This is a genomic window from Rhizobium sp. YAF28, assembly GCF_052113285.1.
In the GTDB taxonomy this organism is placed as follows: Bacteria; Pseudomonadota; Alphaproteobacteria; order Rhizobiales; family Rhizobiaceae; genus Rhizobium.
This window is the reverse complement of record NZ_JBFRCX010000018.1, coordinates 37741-55202: the sequence shown is the minus strand read 5'-3', so window position 1 is coordinate 55202 and position 17462 is coordinate 37741. Positions and strand designations below refer to the sequence as shown.

Here is a 17462-nt window from a genome sequence, read left to right as displayed (position 1 = left end):
CGGTGAACATGCACACACATCCTGCCGCTTCGGCGCAGACCATTCTCTCCGTCCAGGGCCTCGCCAAGCATTTCGAGATGCATCATCTCAAACGCACGCTGCACGCCTTCGACAAGGTCGCTTTCGAACTCCGCGAAGGTGAATTCATCCTGCTGACCGGCGAAAACGGCGCCGGCAAATCGACGCTCTTGCGCACGCTCTACCGTTCCTACGTACCGCGCGCCGGCCACGCCTATTATCATACGCGCGAAGGTGTCATCGATCTAACAGTCGCAGCCGACGTCGATATCGCCCTCCTGCGCAAGCGGGAGATCGGCTTCGTGACGCAGTTCCTGCAGGCCCGTCCGCGCGTGGCGGCCGAAGAACTGGTCGCCGAGCCGCTGCGCCTTGCCGGCCAACCTTACGACGAGGCGATTGAACAGGCGCGCCGTTGGCTTTCCGCCTTCGGCGTCAAGCCGGGGCTCTGGGCGGCCTACCCCTCCACCTTCTCCGGCGGCGAACAGCAGAAGGTCAATCTGGCGCGTGCCCTCATCCTGCCGCAGCGGCTTCTCTTCCTCGACGAGCCGACCGCCTCGCTCGACAAGAATGCGCGCCGCGCACTCGTTGCCCGCCTCGCCGAGCTGAAAGCTGCAGGCGTCGCAATGATCGGCGTCTTTCACCACCCCGACGATATCGCGGATCTCATCGACCGCGAAATCAGCCTTCAAACCCGACAGATCCAGGATGGAGTAGAGAATGTGGCTGAGTGATTTCGAAATCGTGCTGCGCGATAGGGTCATACCGCGCGGTGCCGTGAGGATCGAAGGTGGCATGATCGCCGACATCAGGGAAGAGCCGGTGGCCGAAGCCGATATTTCAGGCGACGGCAGGCTGCTGCTTCCGGGCTTCATCGACATGCACGGCGATATGATCGAGCGCGAGATCGAGCCGCGGCCGAATGTGCGCTTTCCGCTGGAACTCGGCATTTTCGAACTCGACAAGAAGCTTGCCGGCAATGGCATCACCACCGCCTATGCGGCGCTCTCCTTCCATGCCAATAGCAGCTATGGCCACATCCGCTCGGAAGAGCATTCGCGCTCGATCATCCAGACGCTGGTCGAACTCCGGAAGAACGATCTCCTGATCGACCACAGGGTTCACGCACGTTTCGAAATCACCTTCACCCATGCCCGCGCCGTCATCGAAGACCTGCTGCGGGCCGGCGCCCTCGATCTCGTCTCGCTGATGGACCACACGCCGGGCCAGGGCCAGTACCGCGATGTCGAACGCCATATCGAGACGATCGCGCGCAACAACAAGATCAGTCTCGAACAGGCTGCCCAGCGTGTTCAGCAACGCATGGAAAACCGCGCCCAGAACAATGACGCGGTCGACAATCTGCAGGGCATCGCCGCCACCGCGCGCGACCATGGCGTCATCATCGCCTCCCATGATGACGACAGCGTAGAGAAGATCGCAATCGTGGAGGGACTTGGTGCGCGCATCAGCGAGTTTCCTGTGACGATGGCGGCTGCACAGGAGGCCCGCAAGTTCGGGCTGGCAACGGCCATGGGCGCACCGAATGCGCTTCGCGGGCTTTCCTATTCAGGCAATCTTTCTGCCCGTGAGGCCTATGAACGCGGCGTTCTCGACATCCTGGCGAGCGATTACCATCCCTCCGCCATGCTGCCGGCTGCCATCGCACTTGCGGAAGCCGGATCGGGCGGACTGCCGGCTTCTGTGGCGCTGGTCAGCGCCAATCCCGCCAAGGCGCTTGGGCTGACAGATCGCGGCGCGATCGAAGTTGGACTGCGTGCCGATCTCGTCATCGCCGAGCATGGCCGCCTTCCGCGGGTGCGGGCCACTTTCTGCCGGGGCAGGCAGGTCTATTCGGATGGAATTGTCCTGCGATTCCAAAAGGCTGCATAAGAAGCCTCCAGCCGGAAAGCGCCAGGGGCTGCTATTGAACAAAATACATCCGGATTTTCCGGATGTATTACTTGATAAAAACAACGTAACTATCGGCAAATATTGAACAATTACTTAATAAAAGTGTCATACTGAAATGCTATATTTCATTTCATAGACTGGTATTTAAGTACAATTCAGTTTCGTCTCTGGCGCTTCTGGCAAGCGGAGGTCTTCCGGTGCTTGAACTTCATTCCCTCAAGAAGAAATTCGGTCAAACACAGGCGGTCGACGACGTAAATCTGTCGATCTACGCCGGTCAGATGGTCGGCATTATCGGACGCAGCGGCGCCGGCAAATCGACATTGCTCCGGCTGATCAACCGTCTCCTGGACCCGACATCCGGCACGATCATGTTCGAGGGCAAGGATATCACCAAGCTGCGCGGCCGCGAGTTGCGTCTGTGGCGCGCCTCCTGCGCCATGGTATTCCAGCAGTTCAATCTGGTCGAGCGGATGGATGTGCTGACGAACGTTCTGATCGGCCGCGTCGCTGAGCACGGCTTCCTCTCATCCATGCTGCGCCGCTTTACGGATGAAGAGAAGGAAATGGCGATCCGCGCGCTCGATCGGCTCGACCTCGTGCCGCAGGCTCTGCAACGGGCTGGCACGTTGTCAGGCGGCCAGCAGCAACGCGTCGCCATCGCAAAGGCGCTGGTTCAAAACCCGAAGATCATGCTTGCCGACGAGCCGATCGCGTCGCTTGATCCGGCCAATGCGACACGCGTCATGGAGGCGCTGCGCAAGATCAATCGCGAGGATGGCATTACCGTACTCGTCAATCTGCATACGCTCGATACTGCCCGCAACTATTGCGAACGCATTATCGCCATGCGGGCCGGGCGGGTGCGTTTTGACGGCGCGCCGGCAGATCTGACCCAGGAACGGGTCCGCGAAATCTACGGCACGGAGGATTTCGACGCAGAGATCGACGAGGCCGTGACATCCACCTCATTCAACGCCGGTCGAACCGCAAAAGAGAAGGTCTACCAGGCGGTATGAGTTTCGCCCGCGGTTCTGCCAGGCCGCGGGCTTCTTTTTGCAACAGGAGAGTTGGAATGAAAAACGTCCTCATGCTTGCGGCCGTGACGGCCACGCTTGCCCTGTCCAGCCAGGCCCATGCCGACGGTTGGAAAAACCAGTACAAGACGATCCGCCTAGGCGTTCTCTCGGGCGAGAACGAGAAGGACCGCATCGCACGCCGCGTCGGCTTCCAGCAATATCTGGAAAAGGAACTCGGCGTGAAGGTCGAGATCTTCACCGCCGGCAATTATGACGGCGTCATCCAGGCGCTCGCCTCCGACCAGATCGAATTCGCCTTCCTCGGCTCCTCCGCCTATGCGGCCGCCTATACCGAAACCAATGGCGGCGTGGAACCACTGCTCGCGGGCCAGGAACAGGACGGCTCGACCGGCTACTATTCTGTCATCACCGTTCGCTGCGACTCCGGCTACAAGTCGGTCGACGACCTGAAGGGCAAGGTTCTCGCCTTCGCCGATCCGGATTCCACCTCCGGCTACGCCGTGCCTTACTATAACCTCGTCAAGCAGGGCTACGATCCGAAGACCTTTTTCTCGGCCATTCCCTTCTCCGGCGCTCACGAAACCGGCGTCATGGCCGTCGCCAACAAGCAGTTCGATGCTGCCGCGACCTATGTCAACAACGACATCAGCGGCATCCCGCAGCGCATGGAGTCGAAGGGCATGATCCCGAAGGGTGAGGTCTGCCGTATCTGGCAGTCGCCTGAGATCACCAACGGCCCCTTCACCACCCGCACCAACCTGCCCGCCGACATGATCGCTGAGGTCAAGGCAGCGGTAAAGGCAACGCCGGAGAAGGCACCCGATGCCTTCAAGGAAATGAGCGGCGGCGATAACTCCACCTCCAAAGGCTATGTCGAAGTCGATCATCAGCGCTATCAGTGGATCGTCGACATGCGCGACTGGCTGAAGAAGCAGCGCCGTAACGGCTGACATCCCTCATCCACGCCAAGCAACGGGAGCGCCGCGCCCTCCGGCGCTCTGACGACCGGGATCAGACATGACGACAGCATCAGCTTCCATCACGATCCGCCAGTTCGAGGCGGAATATCGCAGTATCCGCAGCCGCGCCAAAACCGTGCAACTCGTTTCGGTCATGCTCATTGCCGCCGCGGTTTTGCTGACGGCCTGGACGGGCGGCTTCTTCGACATGACCGAGGTCAATCTGCCCTCGGGCGAGCGTATCACGACCTGGAAACTATGGGCTTCCCTGCCCCGGCTCGGCGAATATCTCTACAAGACACTGCCGCATTTGCGCCTCGAGACGCTCGGTTCCGATCTCGCCGAATGGTTCTGGCGCTGGCCGGTCTGGCTGGAGCTGCTCGGCGAAACGATCCTGATCGCCTATGTCGCAACGTTTTTCGGTGTCGTCGGCGCCTTTATCCTGAGCTTCCCCGCCGCCCGCAACCTCAGTCCCAACAGCTTTCTGCTGATCGCCTCCCGCCGTTATCTCGAGGTTATCCGCACGGTTCCCGATATCGTCTGGGCGCTGATCTACGTCTTCTGCTTCGGCGTCGGCCCACTTGCCGGCGTGCTGGCGATCTCGACGCATGCGACGGGTTCGCTCGGCAAACTCTATTCCGAGATCAACGAGAATATCGACATGCGGCCGCTGGAAGGCGTCAAAGCTTCGGGCGGCAACTGGTTTCAGCAGATGCGTTATGGCGTCGTGCCGCAGGTCATCCCGAACATCATCAGTTACACGCTCCTGCGCTTCGAGATCAATGTACGCTCGTCCTCGATCATCGGCTATGTCGGCGCCGGCGGCCTTGGACAGGAGATCCGCACAGCCATGTCGCTTCAGGAATACACCGATCTATCGGCGCTCTTCGTCATCATTCTCGTCACTGTCGTGATCATCGATTTCCTGAGTGAGAAGCTGCGCCACCGCATCATCGGCATCGAAAGCCGGAGTATCTGAGACATGGCCGACACCTCCTCCCTTTCCGGACTGCGGCAACGCGTGCCGGGCGCATTTTCGGTCCCGCCGCGCGTACGGCTGATGCGCTATACCGGTGCGATAGCCCTTATCCTGCCACTCGTTGCCGGCCTCTATCTCTTCGACTTTTCGCCGGCGCGCATCCTGAACGGCCTGTCGCGGCTCGGCATGATCTTCTCCTTCATGTTCCCGCCTTATATCTGGACGACCTGGCAGGAATGGAACGATGTGCTCGTCGGCCTCGGCCAGACGATTTCTATGGCGTTCCTGGGAACGCTGCTTGGTGCGGTGGTCGCCTTTCCGCTCGCCTTTCTCGGTGCCAAGAACATCATGCCGCTCGGCTGGGTGCGGCTGTCGACCCGCCGAGGTTTCGATGCGCTGCGCGCAGTGGAACAGATCGTACTCGCACTGATCTTCATCCGCGCCTTCGGCCTTGGTCCGCTCCCGGGCGTCTTCGCCATCGCCGTCTCGGAAATCGGCACATTCGCCAAGCTTTTTTCGGAAGCAATCGAAAATACCTCGCGCAAACCCGTCGATGGTGTTCTCGCGTCGGGCGGCGGACCGCTGCAGACGATCCGCCTTGCCATCATGCCGCAGGCCATGCCGGTGATCCTGTCGATCATGCTCTACAATTTCGAATCCAACACCCGCTCAGGCACCATTCTCGGCATTGTCGGCGCCGGCGGAATCGGGTTTCTGCTTGCGGACCGCATTGCCGCCTATCGCTGGCCGGAAGCCTGGACGATCATCTTCCTGATCGTCGCCGTCGTTTATGTTATCGATCTTTCCTCCGCCTGGCTGCGCGGTAAGATCATCGGTAAGAATGACAGCGCACGCTAAGCGGCGGAAGAGCGCGGCAAGGGAGACGGAATGGCAAGGATAATGGTGGTCGGCAATGCCAATGTCGACCGAATCTGGCGGCTCGACCGACCGCTGGTGCCCGGCGGGAGGCTCGCCTGCCAATCGATTGAGGAGCGCTATGGCGGCGGCGGCTTCAATACCGGCCTGGTCCTGCTCGATCGCGGCCATGAGGTGATACTCGTCACCAGTCTTCACGACGATGATCGAGGGCGCACCTATCTGAAGGATCTCGGCAAACGTGGCTTCAACACCGATTTCGTTGGCCTCGTGCCCGGAAAGACTGCAGCCGTCGACATCCTTGTCGACCCCAGCGGCGAACGCACCATCATCGCGCCTGCTGGCCGCCGCAGGCCTGGTATCGAAGCCCTGCCGCCGATCGATGCTTCGCTCGTCTACCTCAATGCACGGACGATGAGCCAGGCCGCCCTGCGGCAATTGGATGATTTCGACCAGGTGGTTTCGCAATATCCGCTCTCGGCTGAACGCCGGCCGGCTAATGTTCTGATCGCTTCGCGCTCGGACGTGAAAGGAGCGGCGCAAACCGCCTGGCAGGCAGCTGCTGAAATCGCCGCGCCACGGCTTGAAACCCTCGTGCTGACGAGCGGTATGCAACCCATCGAGATCGTCAGCCGGCAAGATTCGATCATCGTCGAGTTACCGCCAGCAGCCCCGGTGCGCGATACGACGGGAGCGGGGGATTATTTCGCTGGTGGTTACATCGATGCCATCATCGGAGGTCTTGACGCCGGCGCCGCAGCGCTGGCTGCCTGCAAGGTGGCGGCTTCGTACCTCGCCGCCTCCAGAAATCACGGCTCTTGAAAGACAGCGCTGCAAGCCTCACCTGATATTTCCATTGTTCACCTGTCGAACGACAGCCCTTTGCCTCCAGCAGTCGCTGCCGGTCCTCAACGTCGACGCCTCACGCGTCGGAGGAGATTTCATGGGATTCATTGATCGTGACATTCAGCCGTCGTCAGACGCCGGGCTGCTGGATGCCTATTCCGAAACGGTGTCAAATACCGTCGATATGGTCGGCCCGGCAGTCAGCCGCATCGAGCGCATCGGCGGACGGGCGGGGCATGGTTCCGGCTTCGCCATCTCGCCCGACGGTCTCATCGTCACCAACAATCACGTCGTCGGCGATGCAAAGGCCGTCACCATCAAGACGCCTGATGGTGCAGTCGTAGAAGGCCGGGTGCTCGGCCGGGATGAAGACACCGACCTTGCGCTGATCCGGGCCAACGACTGGTCCGGCGCCTGGGCGCAGCTTGCCGACTCGAAGAAGCTGAAGCGCGGGCATATCGCTGTTGCCATCGGCAATCCGCTTGGCTTCGAATGGACTGTCACAGCGGGCGTCGTTTCCGCTCTCGGACGCTCGATGCGCGCCGCGAGCGGTCGCCTGATGGAAGATATCATCCAGACCGACGCGGCGCTTAACCCCGGCAATTCAGGCGGTCCGCTGGTCTCTTCGTCAGGTGAGGTCATTGGCGTCAACACCGCGGTCATCCAGGGCGCGCAGAGTATTGCCTTTGCGGTCGCATCGAATACCGCCAAGCACGTCGTGTCTGAAATCCTGCGCTTCGGCGAGGTCCGCCGCGGATATATCGGCATCGCAGCCGATACGGTCGATCTGCATCGGCGTATTGCGCTTGAGGCCGGCGTTCCCCAACGGACAACAGTCCGCCTGCGCCGCGTCGAAGACGATGGTCCTGCCGCCAGGGCCGGCCTTCGCGAGGGTGATTATCTGCTCGCAATCGCCGGCCATCCGGTGTCGGGGATAGACGACGTCGTCCGGCTATTGGATGGGTCGACGATCGATGCCGATGTCGATGTGCTGATTTTCTCCATCGCAGGGCGGATCGAACAACGCACCGTTCGCCCCGCAAAAAGAATACATTAGCATCTGCGGTAGCCGGATAGAGAAGAGAACGAAGTCGAGGCTCGCCTTCGTTCTCCAGTGGCGGCAATCGCTCCGCTGCCTTATGCGACCAGGCTCTGCGCCTCGATCTCGGCGATGAACGCGGCAACCGTCTCGCCGATGATTTCAGGATGATCTTCCTGCAGGTAGTGCAGGCCTTTGCCCAGCTTGATCAGCCGGCAATTACGCAGACGTTTTGCAAAATCCTCGGCAAAGGCGGTCGGAATGAGGGCGCCGGGATCGCCAGCGAAGAGAAGCTTCGGATAGTTCGATACCGCCAGAGCCTCGTGCGCCTTTTCCATGATCGCATAGACATCTGCCGGTTCGCCGGCGATCGGCAGCTCATTTGGAAATTGCCAGGTCGGCCGGCGCGAGGCCGGTGTCGGAAACGGCGCTCGATAGACGGCCATCTCCTCCTCGCTGAATTGACGGTGCGTTGCCCCCGGCAGTACGCCTTCAACGAAGATATTGTCCTGGAGAACGAGCGCCTCCCCCTCTCCCGGCGTGCGGAATCTGCGAAAAATCTCACGCTCGTCGCTGTTCTGCAGAAATTCGTCCCAGGTCGGGATCGGTCTGATGAACTCCATGAAGGCCAAGCCTCGGACGAAATCGGGACGACGGGCGGCGAGATGGAGCGCCAGCCCGCTTCCCCAATCCTGGGCGACGAGATAGGCCGACTTGATGCCCATCTTCGCTATGAAGGCGTCGACGTAGCGCACATGGTCTTCGAATCGATAGGCAATATCCGGCTTGCCGGATTGGCCGAAGCCGATCAAGTCCGGAGCGATACAATGGGCGGCATCTGCGACATGCGGAATGATGTTGCGCCAGATATAAGACGAAGTGGGATTGCCATGCAGAAGGAGGGCGACAGGGCCGTCCGTTCTGCCGGCCTCGCGATATGCCATTTCGGAATCGAGCACCGGCACGCGCGGCAGACTGATATCATGTCTCATGGCTGTGATCCTTGAACACGGTGGCAAAGACGATCTTCTTGAACCGCTCCAGGGGCTGGGCATCCCGCGATACTTTCATGCGCAGGATCGCGCCTTCCCATGAAGCAAGGAGGAATTCGGCCAGATCTTCCGGACTGATCGCATCATCGATCTCCCCGGAGGCCTGTCCTTCGGCAATGCAAGCCGTAAATGGCGCGCTCCATTCGCCAAAAATTTCCGATAGCCGCGTGCGCAGCGTCTCGCTCTGCGGGGCCGCCTCCAGGCTGAGATCGCCGATGAGGCAGCCGCGGCTGAAACCATCGGCAGCCAGACGGCCGGTGATGATATCGAGATATTTCTCGATGCGCTGGCGTGGTCTCAGCCCCGCATCCCCAAGCGCCGTCTCGATGGCGCACTGAAGATCCTGAAAGTAGAGATCCAGCACCTCCTTCGTGAATTCCTCTTTGGAACGGAAGTGGTTCGTGAACGAACCCTGTGGCACGCCCGCTTCGGCGACGATGTCGCGGACCCCCGCGCCAATGTAACCCTTGCGGAACATGACCTTTCGGCCGGCTTCGAGAATTGAGTTTCGATGTGAATGTTTTGCCATACGCATTACAATACGTACGACCGTATTAATGTCAAGACTGAGATCGTTTTGCGACGCAATCGGAGCCAGACAGGTAGAAAGACTTAAAAAAATAAAGGCACCCGCCAAACGGCGGGTGCCCTACTCATCGCTCTCAGCGATGACAGATTGCAATCACCTTACAGGGACCCGGGTGCCCCCGAGGCCGCAGCAAGCAGACCAAGCAGTGGCGACGGCTCATCAGAGAACACGTCATAGATACAGGGGGCTGCAAAAACCGCTGCTCCCAGAATGAAGATAATGATCCTTTTCATCGAAGCCTCCGTGGATGCAGCCAGCTGCACCCAAATTGAGCCGGGATGTTTAGACGAGATTGAGCTCGACATTGATGTTGCCGCGCGTCGCCTTCGAATAAGGGCAGGTCTGGTGGGCTTCCTCAATCAGCGTGCGGGCGACTTCAGGTTCCAGACCCGGCAGGCTGATGTTCAACCGGGCCTGCAGGAAATAGGCATCGCCGGTCATGCCGAGATCGACTTCAGCGTCAACAGCAGTATCGGCGGGAAGCCTCAGCTTGCGCTTGCCAGCAGCAAGGCCCATTGCCCCGATGAAGCAGGCCGACCAGCCGGCTGCAAAGAGCTGTTCAGGATTGGTGCCTGCATGGGCGCTGCCCGGAGGCGAAAGCTTCACATCGAGCTGCGCATCGCTGCTGCGAGCGGCGCCGTCGCGGCCGCCGGTGGTGTGGGTCTTGCCGGTGTAGAGAACCTTTTCAATCGTCGTCATGAGAGCACTCCTTGGTTTCGTGTCGCAACCTGCGACATCTGGTGACGGAGTGGTTTTGACGGTCTGACGTATCCCGTATGTTTCCAAAATCGGCCGAACTGTATCAAAGCGTAGCGCCGGTCTATCTGGACATTTTCGCATACAAATGCAGCGAAAAAATCAATTGGCGCGGATCGTCACTTCGGCCGCGAGACCACCGCCCTCGCGGTTGTAGAGCCGCACCGAGCCGCCGATTGCGGCTGCCAATTGCTGGGCAATGGCAAGGCCAAGGCCTGTGCCGCCAGTCTCGCGATTACGCGACTGTTCCAGCCGGAAGAAGGGTTGCATGGCGGCTTCGAGCATGGCGTCCGGAATGCCAGGGCCGCGGTCCATCACGGTGATGGCGATCGCCTCCTCGCCTTTCCGCTCAACGCTGATTTCGGCTGCACCTGCGAATTTCAGCGCATTGTCGACGAAGTTCGTGAGAATGCGACGAAGCGCATGCGGTTTCGTCGATGCAATGCCCTGCACGAGGCCGACGACGCTGACGGCCTTGTCCATGTCCTGATAGTCATAGGCGATGCTGTCGATGAAGGACGAGAGGTCGATACGGGAAAACTTCTCGCCATTGCCATGGGCGCTGCGGGCATAAGCGATCCCATCCTGCACGAGACGTTCGATCTCACCGAGATCGCGCACCAGCTTGTCCTTCTCGGGGGAATCATCGGTCATATCGGCGCGCAGCCGCATACGGGTGATCGGCGTCTGCAGGTCGTGCGAGATCGCAGCCAGAATCTGTACCCGCTCTTCGAGATAATGCGCGATCCTTTCGCGCATGGCATTAAAGGCGCGCGCCGCATGCGCAACTTCGCTCGGGCCACGCTCGCTGAGCGGCGGACCTTTCTTGTTGGGATCGAGTGCGTCGGCCGCAGCCGCAAGAGCCCCGAGCGGCCGGATTGCCTGGCGCACGGCAAACCAGGTGCAAAGCACGAGCAGCACCATCTGGATAGCAAGCACATAGGGCAACCATGCCGCAATCGGCATCGGAGGCCGCGGCGTGATGTCGATCGTCAGCGGACTTCCGTCACTCAGCGTCAGATGCGCCTGCAGCCGGCTGATATCGCCCGGAATGGATTCCATGCGGATCGGATAGGTGCCGCCGATCGCCTCTTCGATCCTGCCGCCGATTTCCCTGCCCTTGCTGGAATTGTCGGGCACACCGGGCAGACCGGGCCCAAGTTCGAAACGATAGTTGCCGCGGCTGAGACGATCGAGCAGGTCGCTGCGCTGATCCGCCGGCAGGCGGTCGAGAACGGCGATCGAGGTCGCGACATCACTTTCCAACGTGCCGAGCATGACGGCCTTGGCCGACATGGAACGCTCAACGAAGAGGACTGTGAAGGACAGGCCATAGGCAATCGCCAGGCCCGCCAGCAGAATGAAGAAAAGACGAGCCCGCAGCGTGCTCGGCCAAAACCCGGAGCGAAGAGCAGCCCCCACGCTCATGACCTGGCCTCTTCAATCTCCACCGGAACGGAAAAGACGTAACCTTCACTGCGCACCGTCTTGATATAGGTCGGCTCGCGGGCATCATCCCCCAGTCGCTGGCGAACGCGGCTGACCAGCAGGTCGATGGAGCGGTCGAAGAGTTCCGCATCGCGGCCCTGCGTAAGGTTCAGCAGTTGGTCGCGGTTGAGCACCCGCTGCGGATGGTCGATGAAGACCCGCAGCAGCCGGTATTCGGCGCCGCTCAGCGCAATCTCGGTTCCTTGCCTGTCAAGAAGATGCCGGCCGACCGTATCCAGGCGCCAGTCACCGAAGCGAAGCCACTGTCCTGCCTCCGAAATCTGCAGGTTCGGCGGCAGCGCGCGGGTGCGGCGAAGGACGGCCTTGATGCGTGCCAGCAATTCGCGCGCGGCAAAGGGTTTCGGCAGATAGTCGTCGGCGCCCATCTCCAACCCGATGATGCGATCCATCTCGTCGCTGCGGGCCGTCAGCATCAGGATAGGCGTTGCCTTGTGCTTACCCGCACGCAGCTCACGACAGAGCACGAGCCCGTCATCGCCCGGCATCATGACATCGAGCACGATGAGATCGACCGTATTGCCTTCGAGAAAGCTGCGCATCTGGCGGCCATCGGCGGCGACTGACGTCCGAAGCCCGTTCTTCTTCAGATAGCTGGAAACCAGTTCGCGGATTTCACGATCGTCATCGACGATCAGGATGTGGTCGACGTGCTCCATGTCAGGACTTTCGGATCCTCTATCTGTTGGCGTGCAGCAGAACTGTTATCTCAGACGCAGACTCGCTGCTTACTGTTTTGACTCTGAATTGGCTGCCACGAAACAGGGAATTCCGTTCGCGGCAGCCGAGGCAGGCTTTAGAAGCGATCGACATCCAGAATGGCCTGGGCAAAGGCCTGCGGTGCTTCTTGCGGCAGGTTATGGCCGATACCGCCAGTGATGTTGCGATGCTCATACCTGCCGGTGAACTTTTTGGCGTAGGCCGAAGGCTCCGGATGCGGCGCGCCATTGGCGTCGCCTTCCATGGTGATGGTCGGTACGGTGATAACAGGAAAAGCAGCGAGCTTCTTTTCCAACGCGTCATACTTCTTTTCGCCATTGGCAAGGCCAAGCCGCCAGCGGTAGTTGTGGATGGTGATTGCGACATGGTCAGGGTTTTCGAAGGCTTTGGCAGAGCGGTCGAAAGTTGCGTCATCAAATTTCCACTGCGGCGAAGCAAGCTTCCAAATCAGCTTTGCGAAATCATGCCGGTTGGCCTCATACCCCTCGCGGCCGCGTTCGGTGGCGAAGTAGAACTGATACCACCAGGACAGCTCGGCCTGCGGCGGAAGCGGCTTCTTGTTCGCCTCCTGACTGCCGATCAGATAGCCGCTGACCGAGACCAAACCCTTGCAACGTTCCGGCCAGACAGCGGCCAGGATGTCCGCGGTGCGGCCGCCCCAATCATAACCGCCGATCACGGCGCGCTCGATGTCAAGCGCATCCATGAAGGCGATGATATCAGTGGCGATGGCAGCCTGCTGACCGTTGCGTGGTGTCTTTGCGGAGAGGAATTCGGTTGAGCCATAGCCGCGCAGATAGGGGATCAGTACCCGGTAGCCGGCATCGGCGAGCGCAGGCGCTACATCGACGAAGCTGTAGATGTCGTAGGGCCAGCCATGAAGAAGGAGCACAACCGGGCCATTTGCGGGACCGGCTTCAGCGTAGCCAACATTAAGTACGCCAGCCTTGACCTGCTTCAGCGGTGCAAAGGACGTATGCGAGCCTGCCGTCACGGCGGGCGCGGTAACCTGCGACTGGGCACCAGCGGCACTGGTCAGGCCAAATTCGACCGCCGCCATGGTCATGGCCGCAACACCGAAAAAACGACGACGCTGAAGATTGATTTCGCTGGACATTGGCTCTCTCCGTTTCAAGTTGATGGCAGGGAGAAAACAGCGCGCATGTATCCCCGATGTTTCGGGTATCCGCTTCAATTGCATGCGGATGTAGCATCCGGCCTTCCGGATACGTTCTGATACAATTGGCTGCCTTCTCAATCGAAAATCCGTCGGATGAGGAAATCACGGAGCGCCACGGCATTGTTGTGCTCGTCATCGCTGGTGGCATAAAGCAGCGTGACCGTGCCCTTCTTTACGAAATCGGTCACGAGCTTCAGCTCTTCCTCCTTGTGCTCAAGCTCTGCGGTGTAGCGCCGACGGAACTCCTCCCAGCGATCAGGCTCATGATTGAACCAGTGGCGCAGCTCGGTGCTTGGCGCGACATCCTTTAGCCAGGCAGTCAGTGCAGCACGCTCCTTGCTGAGACCGCGGGGCCAGATGCGATCGACCAGCAGTCGGGCGCCATCCGCATCCACCTTGGCCGCATAGACCCGCTTGAGCTTTACCGTCTCAGCTCTGGCTGTCATTTGATCCTCCTCATTCAGCGATCATCCCTCTTCTTGCGGGGTCCGGGCTAGGCGAAGCGCTGATGCATGGAAGATAGCGCAGCCCTCATCGGAGCGCTTCCTACACTTCGGTACATATTGCCGGGAAACCAGACACATCCGAGATACATCGCCTCGACCAGATAGCCGCGTTGCTGGTCGGGCTGCATCGCCGTCCAGAGCCCGATCACCCGGTTCCAAAGGAAACGATGATGACGCTTCTTATCATTGCCTATCTCGGAGGGGCGCTGACCATATTCAGCCCCTGCATCCTTCCCATCCTGCCCTTCGTCTTCGCCCGCGCCGGACAGCCATTCGTGCGCAGCACGCTGCCCATGCTGATCGGGATGGCCGCCACCTTCGCGTTGGTAGCCACACTTGCCGCCGTTGGCGGCAGCTGGGCGATCAACGCCAATGAATATGGCCGCCTTGCCGCGCTGACCTTGCTTGCTGTCTTCGGCGTCGGCCTTCTGTCGCCGCGTGTCGCAAGCTTCATCACCCAGCCGGTCGTCGATTTCGGCAATCGCCTGCTGAACGCTTCCGGCAAGACCGGCTCTGCGCCGACAACGGCAAGCGCGCTCGTTCTCGGCGTCGCAACCGGTCTGCTCTGGGCGCCCTGCGCCGGGCCGATCCTCGGTCTCGTACTGACCGGAGCCGCACTCCAGGGAGCGAATCTGCAGACGACGTTCCTGCTGCTCGCCTATGCGGCGGGCGCGGCCACCTCACTCGCCATCGCGCTTTCCGTCGGCGGCCAGATCTTTGCCGGCATGAAGAAGTCGCTCGGCGTCAGCGAGCGCATTCGTCAGGGCCTCGGCGCTGCCGTGCTTGCAGGTGTCATCGTTATCGCACTCGGTCTCGACACCGGCCTGCTTTCGCAGCTCTCCTATGCCAGCACCGCATCCTTCGAGCAGGCCGTTCTCGACAGGGTGAATGTGAAGCCAACAGATGGAGGATCGTCCGAAGTCGCGAGCAACGACAAGACGATCGGTCTTGCCGATGCGAAGAAACCTTTCCACAGCGATCTGCCGGTCGAAGGCCGTGCGCCATCACTGGACGGGGCCGTCGAATGGCTGAACTCGCCGCCGCTGACGACTGAACAGCTTCGTGGCAAGGTCGTGCTTGTCGATTTCTGGACGTATTCCTGCATCAACTGCATCCGCACTATCCCCTATGTCCGCGCCTGGGCTGAAAAATACAAAGACCAGGGCCTGGTCGTGATCGGCGTGCATGCCCCGGAATTTGCCTTCGAAAAGAAGATCGACAATGTCAAAAAGGCCATTGGCGACTTCAACATCGGATATCCGGTCGCAATCGACAACGACTACAAGATCTGGCGCGCCTTCGATAACAGCTACTGGCCGGCCCATTATCTGATCGATGCCAAGGGCCAGATCCGCGAACATCACTTCGGCGAAGGCAACTATCGACAGACCGAGCAGGCGATCCAGGACCTGTTGCGCGAAGCCGGCAGCGAGACGGCAACAAGCGCACCGGTCGTGCCGGATGCGAAAGGCGCCGAAGTGAGCCCGGACCTGAAGGACATCGGCTCCGGCGAGACCTATATCGGCTACAAGCAGGCCACCGGCTTTGCGTCCAATGAGAGCATGCGTGCCGATGCCACCGGGGACTATTCGGTGAAGCAGCCGGGTCTCAACCAGTGGGGTCTTTCGGGCAAATGGACTGTCGGTGCCGAAGAGGCGACGCTGGATCAGGCAGGCGGCGGCATCGCCTACCGCTTCAGCGCCCGCGACCTACATCTCGTTCTTGGCCCAAGTGCTGACGGCAAACCGATCCGCTTCCAGGTGACGGTCGACGGCAAGGCGCCAGGTGCCGACCATGGCAGCGATATCGACGCCGATGGAAACGGCACGGTGACCTCGACCAAACTCTACCAGCTCGTGCGCCAGTCCGGCGCGGTGGAAGCACGCAACTTCGCGATCCATTTCCTCGATCCCGGCGTCCAGGCCTACGCCTTCACATTCGGCTGAACATTCCTTCTCTCATTTAACTTGAACAACAGGAGCAATCACCATGAAACGCAAGTATTTTTCCACCCTCGCCCTTGCCTTCGCCACCAGCGTCATCGCTTTTGCTGCCCAGGCGGCCGAGGTGAAAAACATCGTCATCGTCCACGGCGCACTCGCCGACGGCTCCGGCTGGCGCCAGGCAACCGAAATCCTCGAGCACCGCGGCTTCAACGTCACCATCGTCCAGGAGCCGATCACCTCGCTTGCCGATGACGTCGCCGCCACCAACCGGGTGCTGGACTTGCAGGACGGCCCGACCCTGCTCATCGGGCACAGCTATGGCGGCATGGTGATCACCGAAGCCGGCAACAGTCCCAACGTCGCGGGCCTGGTCTATGTCGCGGCCTTCCAGCCGGACAAGGGTGAAAGCCTCATCAGCCTGGCGAGTTCCAAGCCGGCTGGCGGCATGAATATTCGTGAGACGAAGGACGGAAAATACCTCTATCTCGATCCGGCCGCCTTCGCGAACGACTTCGCCGCCGACCTGCCGAAGGACGAGGCCGCGTTCCTAGCGAAATCGCAGGTCTTCGCCTCCAAGGAGGCCTTCTCGGCCAAGGTCGGGGATCCCGCCTGGAAGACTAAAAAGAGCTGGACGATCGTCGCCACCGAAGACCGTTCGATCAATCCCGACCTCGAACGTGACATGGCAAAGCGGGCCGGCAGCACGGTGGCGGAGATCAAGGCAAGCCACGCCGTCTTCGCGTCTCAACCGGAGAAGGTTGCCGATGTGATCGCGAAGGCTGCCGAGGCAGCCGGCAAGTAAGCAGATCAAAAGCGGTGACCGGAGCCGGTGGATCACTCCGCCGGCTCATTTTCCGTGAACGTTTCCTTCATCGCCTTGATGATGACGACGGCCGATGCCGCGCCCGGATCGATGTGGCCAAGGGATCGTTCGCCGAGGCGGGCGGCACGGCCGCGCGTGGCAACCATCGAACGGGTCGAGCGTGCGCCGGCGTCTGCGGCTTCAAGAATGCCGTTCCACATGTCCAAGACTGTCGCCTGTCTGTCGCGGGCAGCAGCAGCCGCCTCTGTTGCCGGGATCCAGGCATCCAGCATCGTCTTGTCACCGCGCTGCCCCTTGCCGCGGTCCCGGATACCCGATGTCATAGCCTCGACAATTGCAGCCTGAGCGGCGATCGAAAGCGTCTCGTCCCGCTTCAGAGCCTGCGCCGCCTTGCGGAAGGCCGTGGCATAGAGCGGGCCGGTCGATGCGCCAACGGCATCGAGAAAGGCGGATGCGGCAAGCGAAAAGACCTCTGATGGCAATATTTTATCGAGATCGTGTTTCGCCAGTTCGCCATTCACCGCCTGGAAGCCGAGCGACATGGTAATGCCGTGGTCGGCATCGCCGATCGCGCCATCCAGATCGGAGAGATGATCCTTCTCAGCCGAAATCGCCACGGATATCCGGTGAAACATCCTGCTGAGGCGGCGGGCCGCGTTTGCCGACATGCGTATCCTCCCAATTCATGCAGCCCAGCCCCCTGGGATGCTTTTATA

At 60.5% G+C, this 17462-nt stretch carries 18 protein-coding genes; 10 read left to right on the top strand and 8 right to left on the bottom strand.

Features of this window, described 5'->3' with window-relative positions:
- Positions 1 to 8: 8 nt before the first annotated feature.
- The 8 genes from AB4Z13_RS29925 to AB4Z13_RS29890 all read left to right on the top strand — a co-directional run bounded on the left by AB4Z13_RS29925 (position 9) and on the right by AB4Z13_RS29890 (position 7686).
- Positions 9 to 749, top strand: a complete 741-nt coding sequence (locus AB4Z13_RS29925; RefSeq protein ID WP_442207574.1) for a phosphonate C-P lyase system protein PhnL — start codon at positions 9 to 11, stop codon at positions 747 to 749.
- Positions 736 to 1908 (top strand): alpha-D-ribose 1-methylphosphonate 5-triphosphate diphosphatase, encoded by a 1173-nt coding sequence (locus tag AB4Z13_RS29920; RefSeq protein WP_113320371.1) that lies wholly within the window; start codon positions 736 to 738, stop codon positions 1906 to 1908. Before AB4Z13_RS29925 ends, AB4Z13_RS29920 begins: the two co-directional genes overlap by 14 nt.
- A gap of 218 nt (positions 1909 to 2126) precedes the next feature.
- On the top strand, positions 2127 to 2948 hold the full coding sequence (gene phnC, locus AB4Z13_RS29915) for a phosphonate ABC transporter ATP-binding protein (protein WP_442207525.1): 822 nt from the start codon (positions 2127 to 2129) through the stop codon (positions 2946 to 2948).
- Positions 2949 to 3004: 56 nt separating this feature from the next.
- Positions 3005 to 3919 (top strand): phosphonate ABC transporter substrate-binding protein, encoded by a 915-nt coding sequence (phnD, locus tag AB4Z13_RS29910; protein WP_113320373.1) that lies wholly within the window; start codon positions 3005 to 3007, stop codon positions 3917 to 3919.
- Between the two features lie 67 nt (positions 3920 to 3986).
- Positions 3987 to 4907, top strand: a complete 921-nt coding sequence (gene phnE / locus AB4Z13_RS29905; protein ID WP_113320374.1) for a phosphonate ABC transporter, permease protein PhnE — start codon at positions 3987 to 3989, stop codon at positions 4905 to 4907.
- A gap of 3 nt (positions 4908 to 4910) precedes the next feature.
- Positions 4911 to 5765 carry a phosphonate ABC transporter, permease protein PhnE gene (gene phnE / locus AB4Z13_RS29900; RefSeq protein WP_442207524.1) on the top strand — a complete coding sequence of 285 codons (855 nt, stop codon included), beginning with the start codon at positions 4911 to 4913 and terminating at the stop codon, positions 5763 to 5765.
- Between the two features lie 30 nt (positions 5766 to 5795).
- Complete coding sequence (locus AB4Z13_RS29895; RefSeq protein WP_439018089.1) at positions 5796 to 6605, top strand: PfkB family carbohydrate kinase; 810 nt, start codon at positions 5796 to 5798, stop codon at positions 6603 to 6605.
- Between the two features lie 121 nt (positions 6606 to 6726).
- On the top strand, positions 6727 to 7686 hold the full coding sequence (locus AB4Z13_RS29890; RefSeq protein ID WP_037098700.1) for a trypsin-like peptidase domain-containing protein: 960 nt from the start codon (positions 6727 to 6729) through the stop codon (positions 7684 to 7686).
- Between the two features lie 80 nt (positions 7687 to 7766).
- Here AB4Z13_RS29890 and AB4Z13_RS29885 read toward each other — a convergent pair whose 3' ends face one another.
- From AB4Z13_RS29885 to AB4Z13_RS29855, 7 genes are all read right to left on the bottom strand, one after another.
- The gene (locus tag AB4Z13_RS29885; protein WP_439018091.1) at positions 7767 to 8660 is read right to left on the bottom strand and encodes a haloalkane dehalogenase; all 894 of its coding nucleotides are present in this window, start codon (positions 8658 to 8660) and stop codon (positions 7767 to 7769) included.
- Positions 8650 to 9249: a TetR/AcrR family transcriptional regulator gene (locus AB4Z13_RS29880; protein ID WP_310382100.1), complete on the bottom strand. Its 600-nt coding sequence runs from the start codon at positions 9247 to 9249 to the stop codon at positions 8650 to 8652. Before AB4Z13_RS29880 ends, AB4Z13_RS29885 begins: the two co-directional genes overlap by 11 nt.
- Positions 9250 to 9591: 342 nt before the next feature.
- Positions 9592 to 10008: an organic hydroperoxide resistance protein gene (locus tag AB4Z13_RS29875; protein ID WP_113320380.1), complete on the bottom strand. Its 417-nt coding sequence runs from the start codon at positions 10006 to 10008 to the stop codon at positions 9592 to 9594.
- A 159-nt stretch (positions 10009 to 10167) separates the two neighbouring features.
- Positions 10168 to 11493, bottom strand: a complete 1326-nt coding sequence (locus tag AB4Z13_RS29870; protein ID WP_439018092.1) for an ATP-binding protein — start codon at positions 11491 to 11493, stop codon at positions 10168 to 10170.
- Entirely contained in the window at positions 11490 to 12230 is a 741-nt protein-coding gene (locus AB4Z13_RS29865; RefSeq protein ID WP_007826946.1) for a response regulator, read from the bottom strand. The genes AB4Z13_RS29870 and AB4Z13_RS29865 overlap by 4 nt, the downstream gene beginning before the upstream one ends.
- Positions 12231 to 12367: 137 nt before the next feature.
- Entirely contained in the window at positions 12368 to 13408 is a 1041-nt protein-coding gene (locus AB4Z13_RS29860) for an alpha/beta fold hydrolase (RefSeq protein ID WP_442207523.1), read from the bottom strand.
- A 137-nt stretch (positions 13409 to 13545) separates the two neighbouring features.
- The gene (locus AB4Z13_RS29855; protein WP_310382096.1) at positions 13546 to 13917 is read right to left on the bottom strand and encodes a DUF488 domain-containing protein; all 372 of its coding nucleotides are present in this window, start codon (positions 13915 to 13917) and stop codon (positions 13546 to 13548) included.
- 230 nt (positions 13918 to 14147) lie between these two features.
- Between AB4Z13_RS29855 and AB4Z13_RS29850 the strand changes: the two genes are divergently transcribed.
- Together AB4Z13_RS29850 and AB4Z13_RS29845 are read left to right on the top strand one after the other, a co-directional pair.
- Positions 14148 to 15923 carry a cytochrome c biogenesis protein DipZ gene (locus tag AB4Z13_RS29850; RefSeq protein ID WP_442207573.1) on the top strand — a complete coding sequence of 592 codons (1776 nt, stop codon included), beginning with the start codon at positions 14148 to 14150 and terminating at the stop codon, positions 15921 to 15923.
- Positions 15924 to 15966: 43 nt separating this feature from the next.
- Positions 15967 to 16725 (top strand): alpha/beta fold hydrolase, encoded by a 759-nt coding sequence (locus AB4Z13_RS29845; RefSeq protein WP_310382095.1) that lies wholly within the window; start codon positions 15967 to 15969, stop codon positions 16723 to 16725.
- 32 nt (positions 16726 to 16757) lie between these two features.
- On the opposite strand, the gene dhaL is transcribed toward AB4Z13_RS29845, so the two are convergent.
- A complete protein-coding gene (gene dhaL / locus AB4Z13_RS29840; RefSeq protein ID WP_442207522.1) occupies positions 16758 to 17414 on the bottom strand; it encodes a dihydroxyacetone kinase subunit DhaL in 657 nt (218 codons plus the stop codon).
- Positions 17415 to 17462: the final 48 nt, after the last annotated feature.

What these genes read in the sequence shown, in the direction of transcription:
- AB4Z13_RS29870 (WP_439018092.1), bottom strand. Translation starts at nt 11,493, where the DNA reads ATGAGCGTGGGGGCTGCTCTTCGCTCCGGGTTTTGGCCGAGCACGCTG.
- AB4Z13_RS29860 (WP_442207523.1), bottom strand. Translation starts at nt 13,408, where the DNA reads ATGTCCAGCGAAATCAATCTTCAGCGTCGTCGTTTTTTCGGTGTTGCG.
- AB4Z13_RS29865 (WP_007826946.1), bottom strand. Translation starts at nt 12,230, where the DNA reads ATGGAGCACGTCGACCACATCCTGATCGTCGATGACGATCGTGAAATC.
- AB4Z13_RS29895 (WP_439018089.1), top strand. Translation starts at nt 5,796, where the DNA reads ATGGCAAGGATAATGGTGGTCGGCAATGCCAATGTCGACCGAATCTGG.
- dhaL (WP_442207522.1), bottom strand. Translation starts at nt 17,414, where the DNA reads ATGTCGGCAAACGCGGCCCGCCGCCTCAGCAGGATGTTTCACCGGATA.
- AB4Z13_RS29875 (WP_113320380.1), bottom strand. Translation starts at nt 10,008, where the DNA reads ATGACGACGATTGAAAAGGTTCTCTACACCGGCAAGACCCACACCACC.
- phnE (WP_113320374.1), top strand. Translation starts at nt 3,987, where the DNA reads ATGACGACAGCATCAGCTTCCATCACGATCCGCCAGTTCGAGGCGGAA.
- AB4Z13_RS29920 (WP_113320371.1), top strand. Translation starts at nt 736, where the DNA reads ATGTGGCTGAGTGATTTCGAAATCGTGCTGCGCGATAGGGTCATACCG.
- AB4Z13_RS29850 (WP_442207573.1), top strand. Translation starts at nt 14,148, where the DNA reads ATGACGCTTCTTATCATTGCCTATCTCGGAGGGGCGCTGACCATATTC.
- AB4Z13_RS29925 (WP_442207574.1), top strand. Translation starts at nt 9, where the DNA reads ATGCACACACATCCTGCCGCTTCGGCGCAGACCATTCTCTCCGTCCAG.
- AB4Z13_RS29885 (WP_439018091.1), bottom strand. Translation starts at nt 8,660, where the DNA reads ATGAGACATGATATCAGTCTGCCGCGCGTGCCGGTGCTCGATTCCGAA.
- AB4Z13_RS29855 (WP_310382096.1), bottom strand. Translation starts at nt 13,917, where the DNA reads ATGACAGCCAGAGCTGAGACGGTAAAGCTCAAGCGGGTCTATGCGGCC.
- AB4Z13_RS29845 (WP_310382095.1), top strand. Translation starts at nt 15,967, where the DNA reads ATGAAACGCAAGTATTTTTCCACCCTCGCCCTTGCCTTCGCCACCAGC.
- AB4Z13_RS29890 (WP_037098700.1), top strand. Translation starts at nt 6,727, where the DNA reads ATGGGATTCATTGATCGTGACATTCAGCCGTCGTCAGACGCCGGGCTG.
- phnE (WP_442207524.1), top strand. Translation starts at nt 4,911, where the DNA reads ATGGCCGACACCTCCTCCCTTTCCGGACTGCGGCAACGCGTGCCGGGC.
- AB4Z13_RS29880 (WP_310382100.1), bottom strand. Translation starts at nt 9,249, where the DNA reads ATGGCAAAACATTCACATCGAAACTCAATTCTCGAAGCCGGCCGAAAG.
- phnD (WP_113320373.1), top strand. Translation starts at nt 3,005, where the DNA reads ATGAAAAACGTCCTCATGCTTGCGGCCGTGACGGCCACGCTTGCCCTG.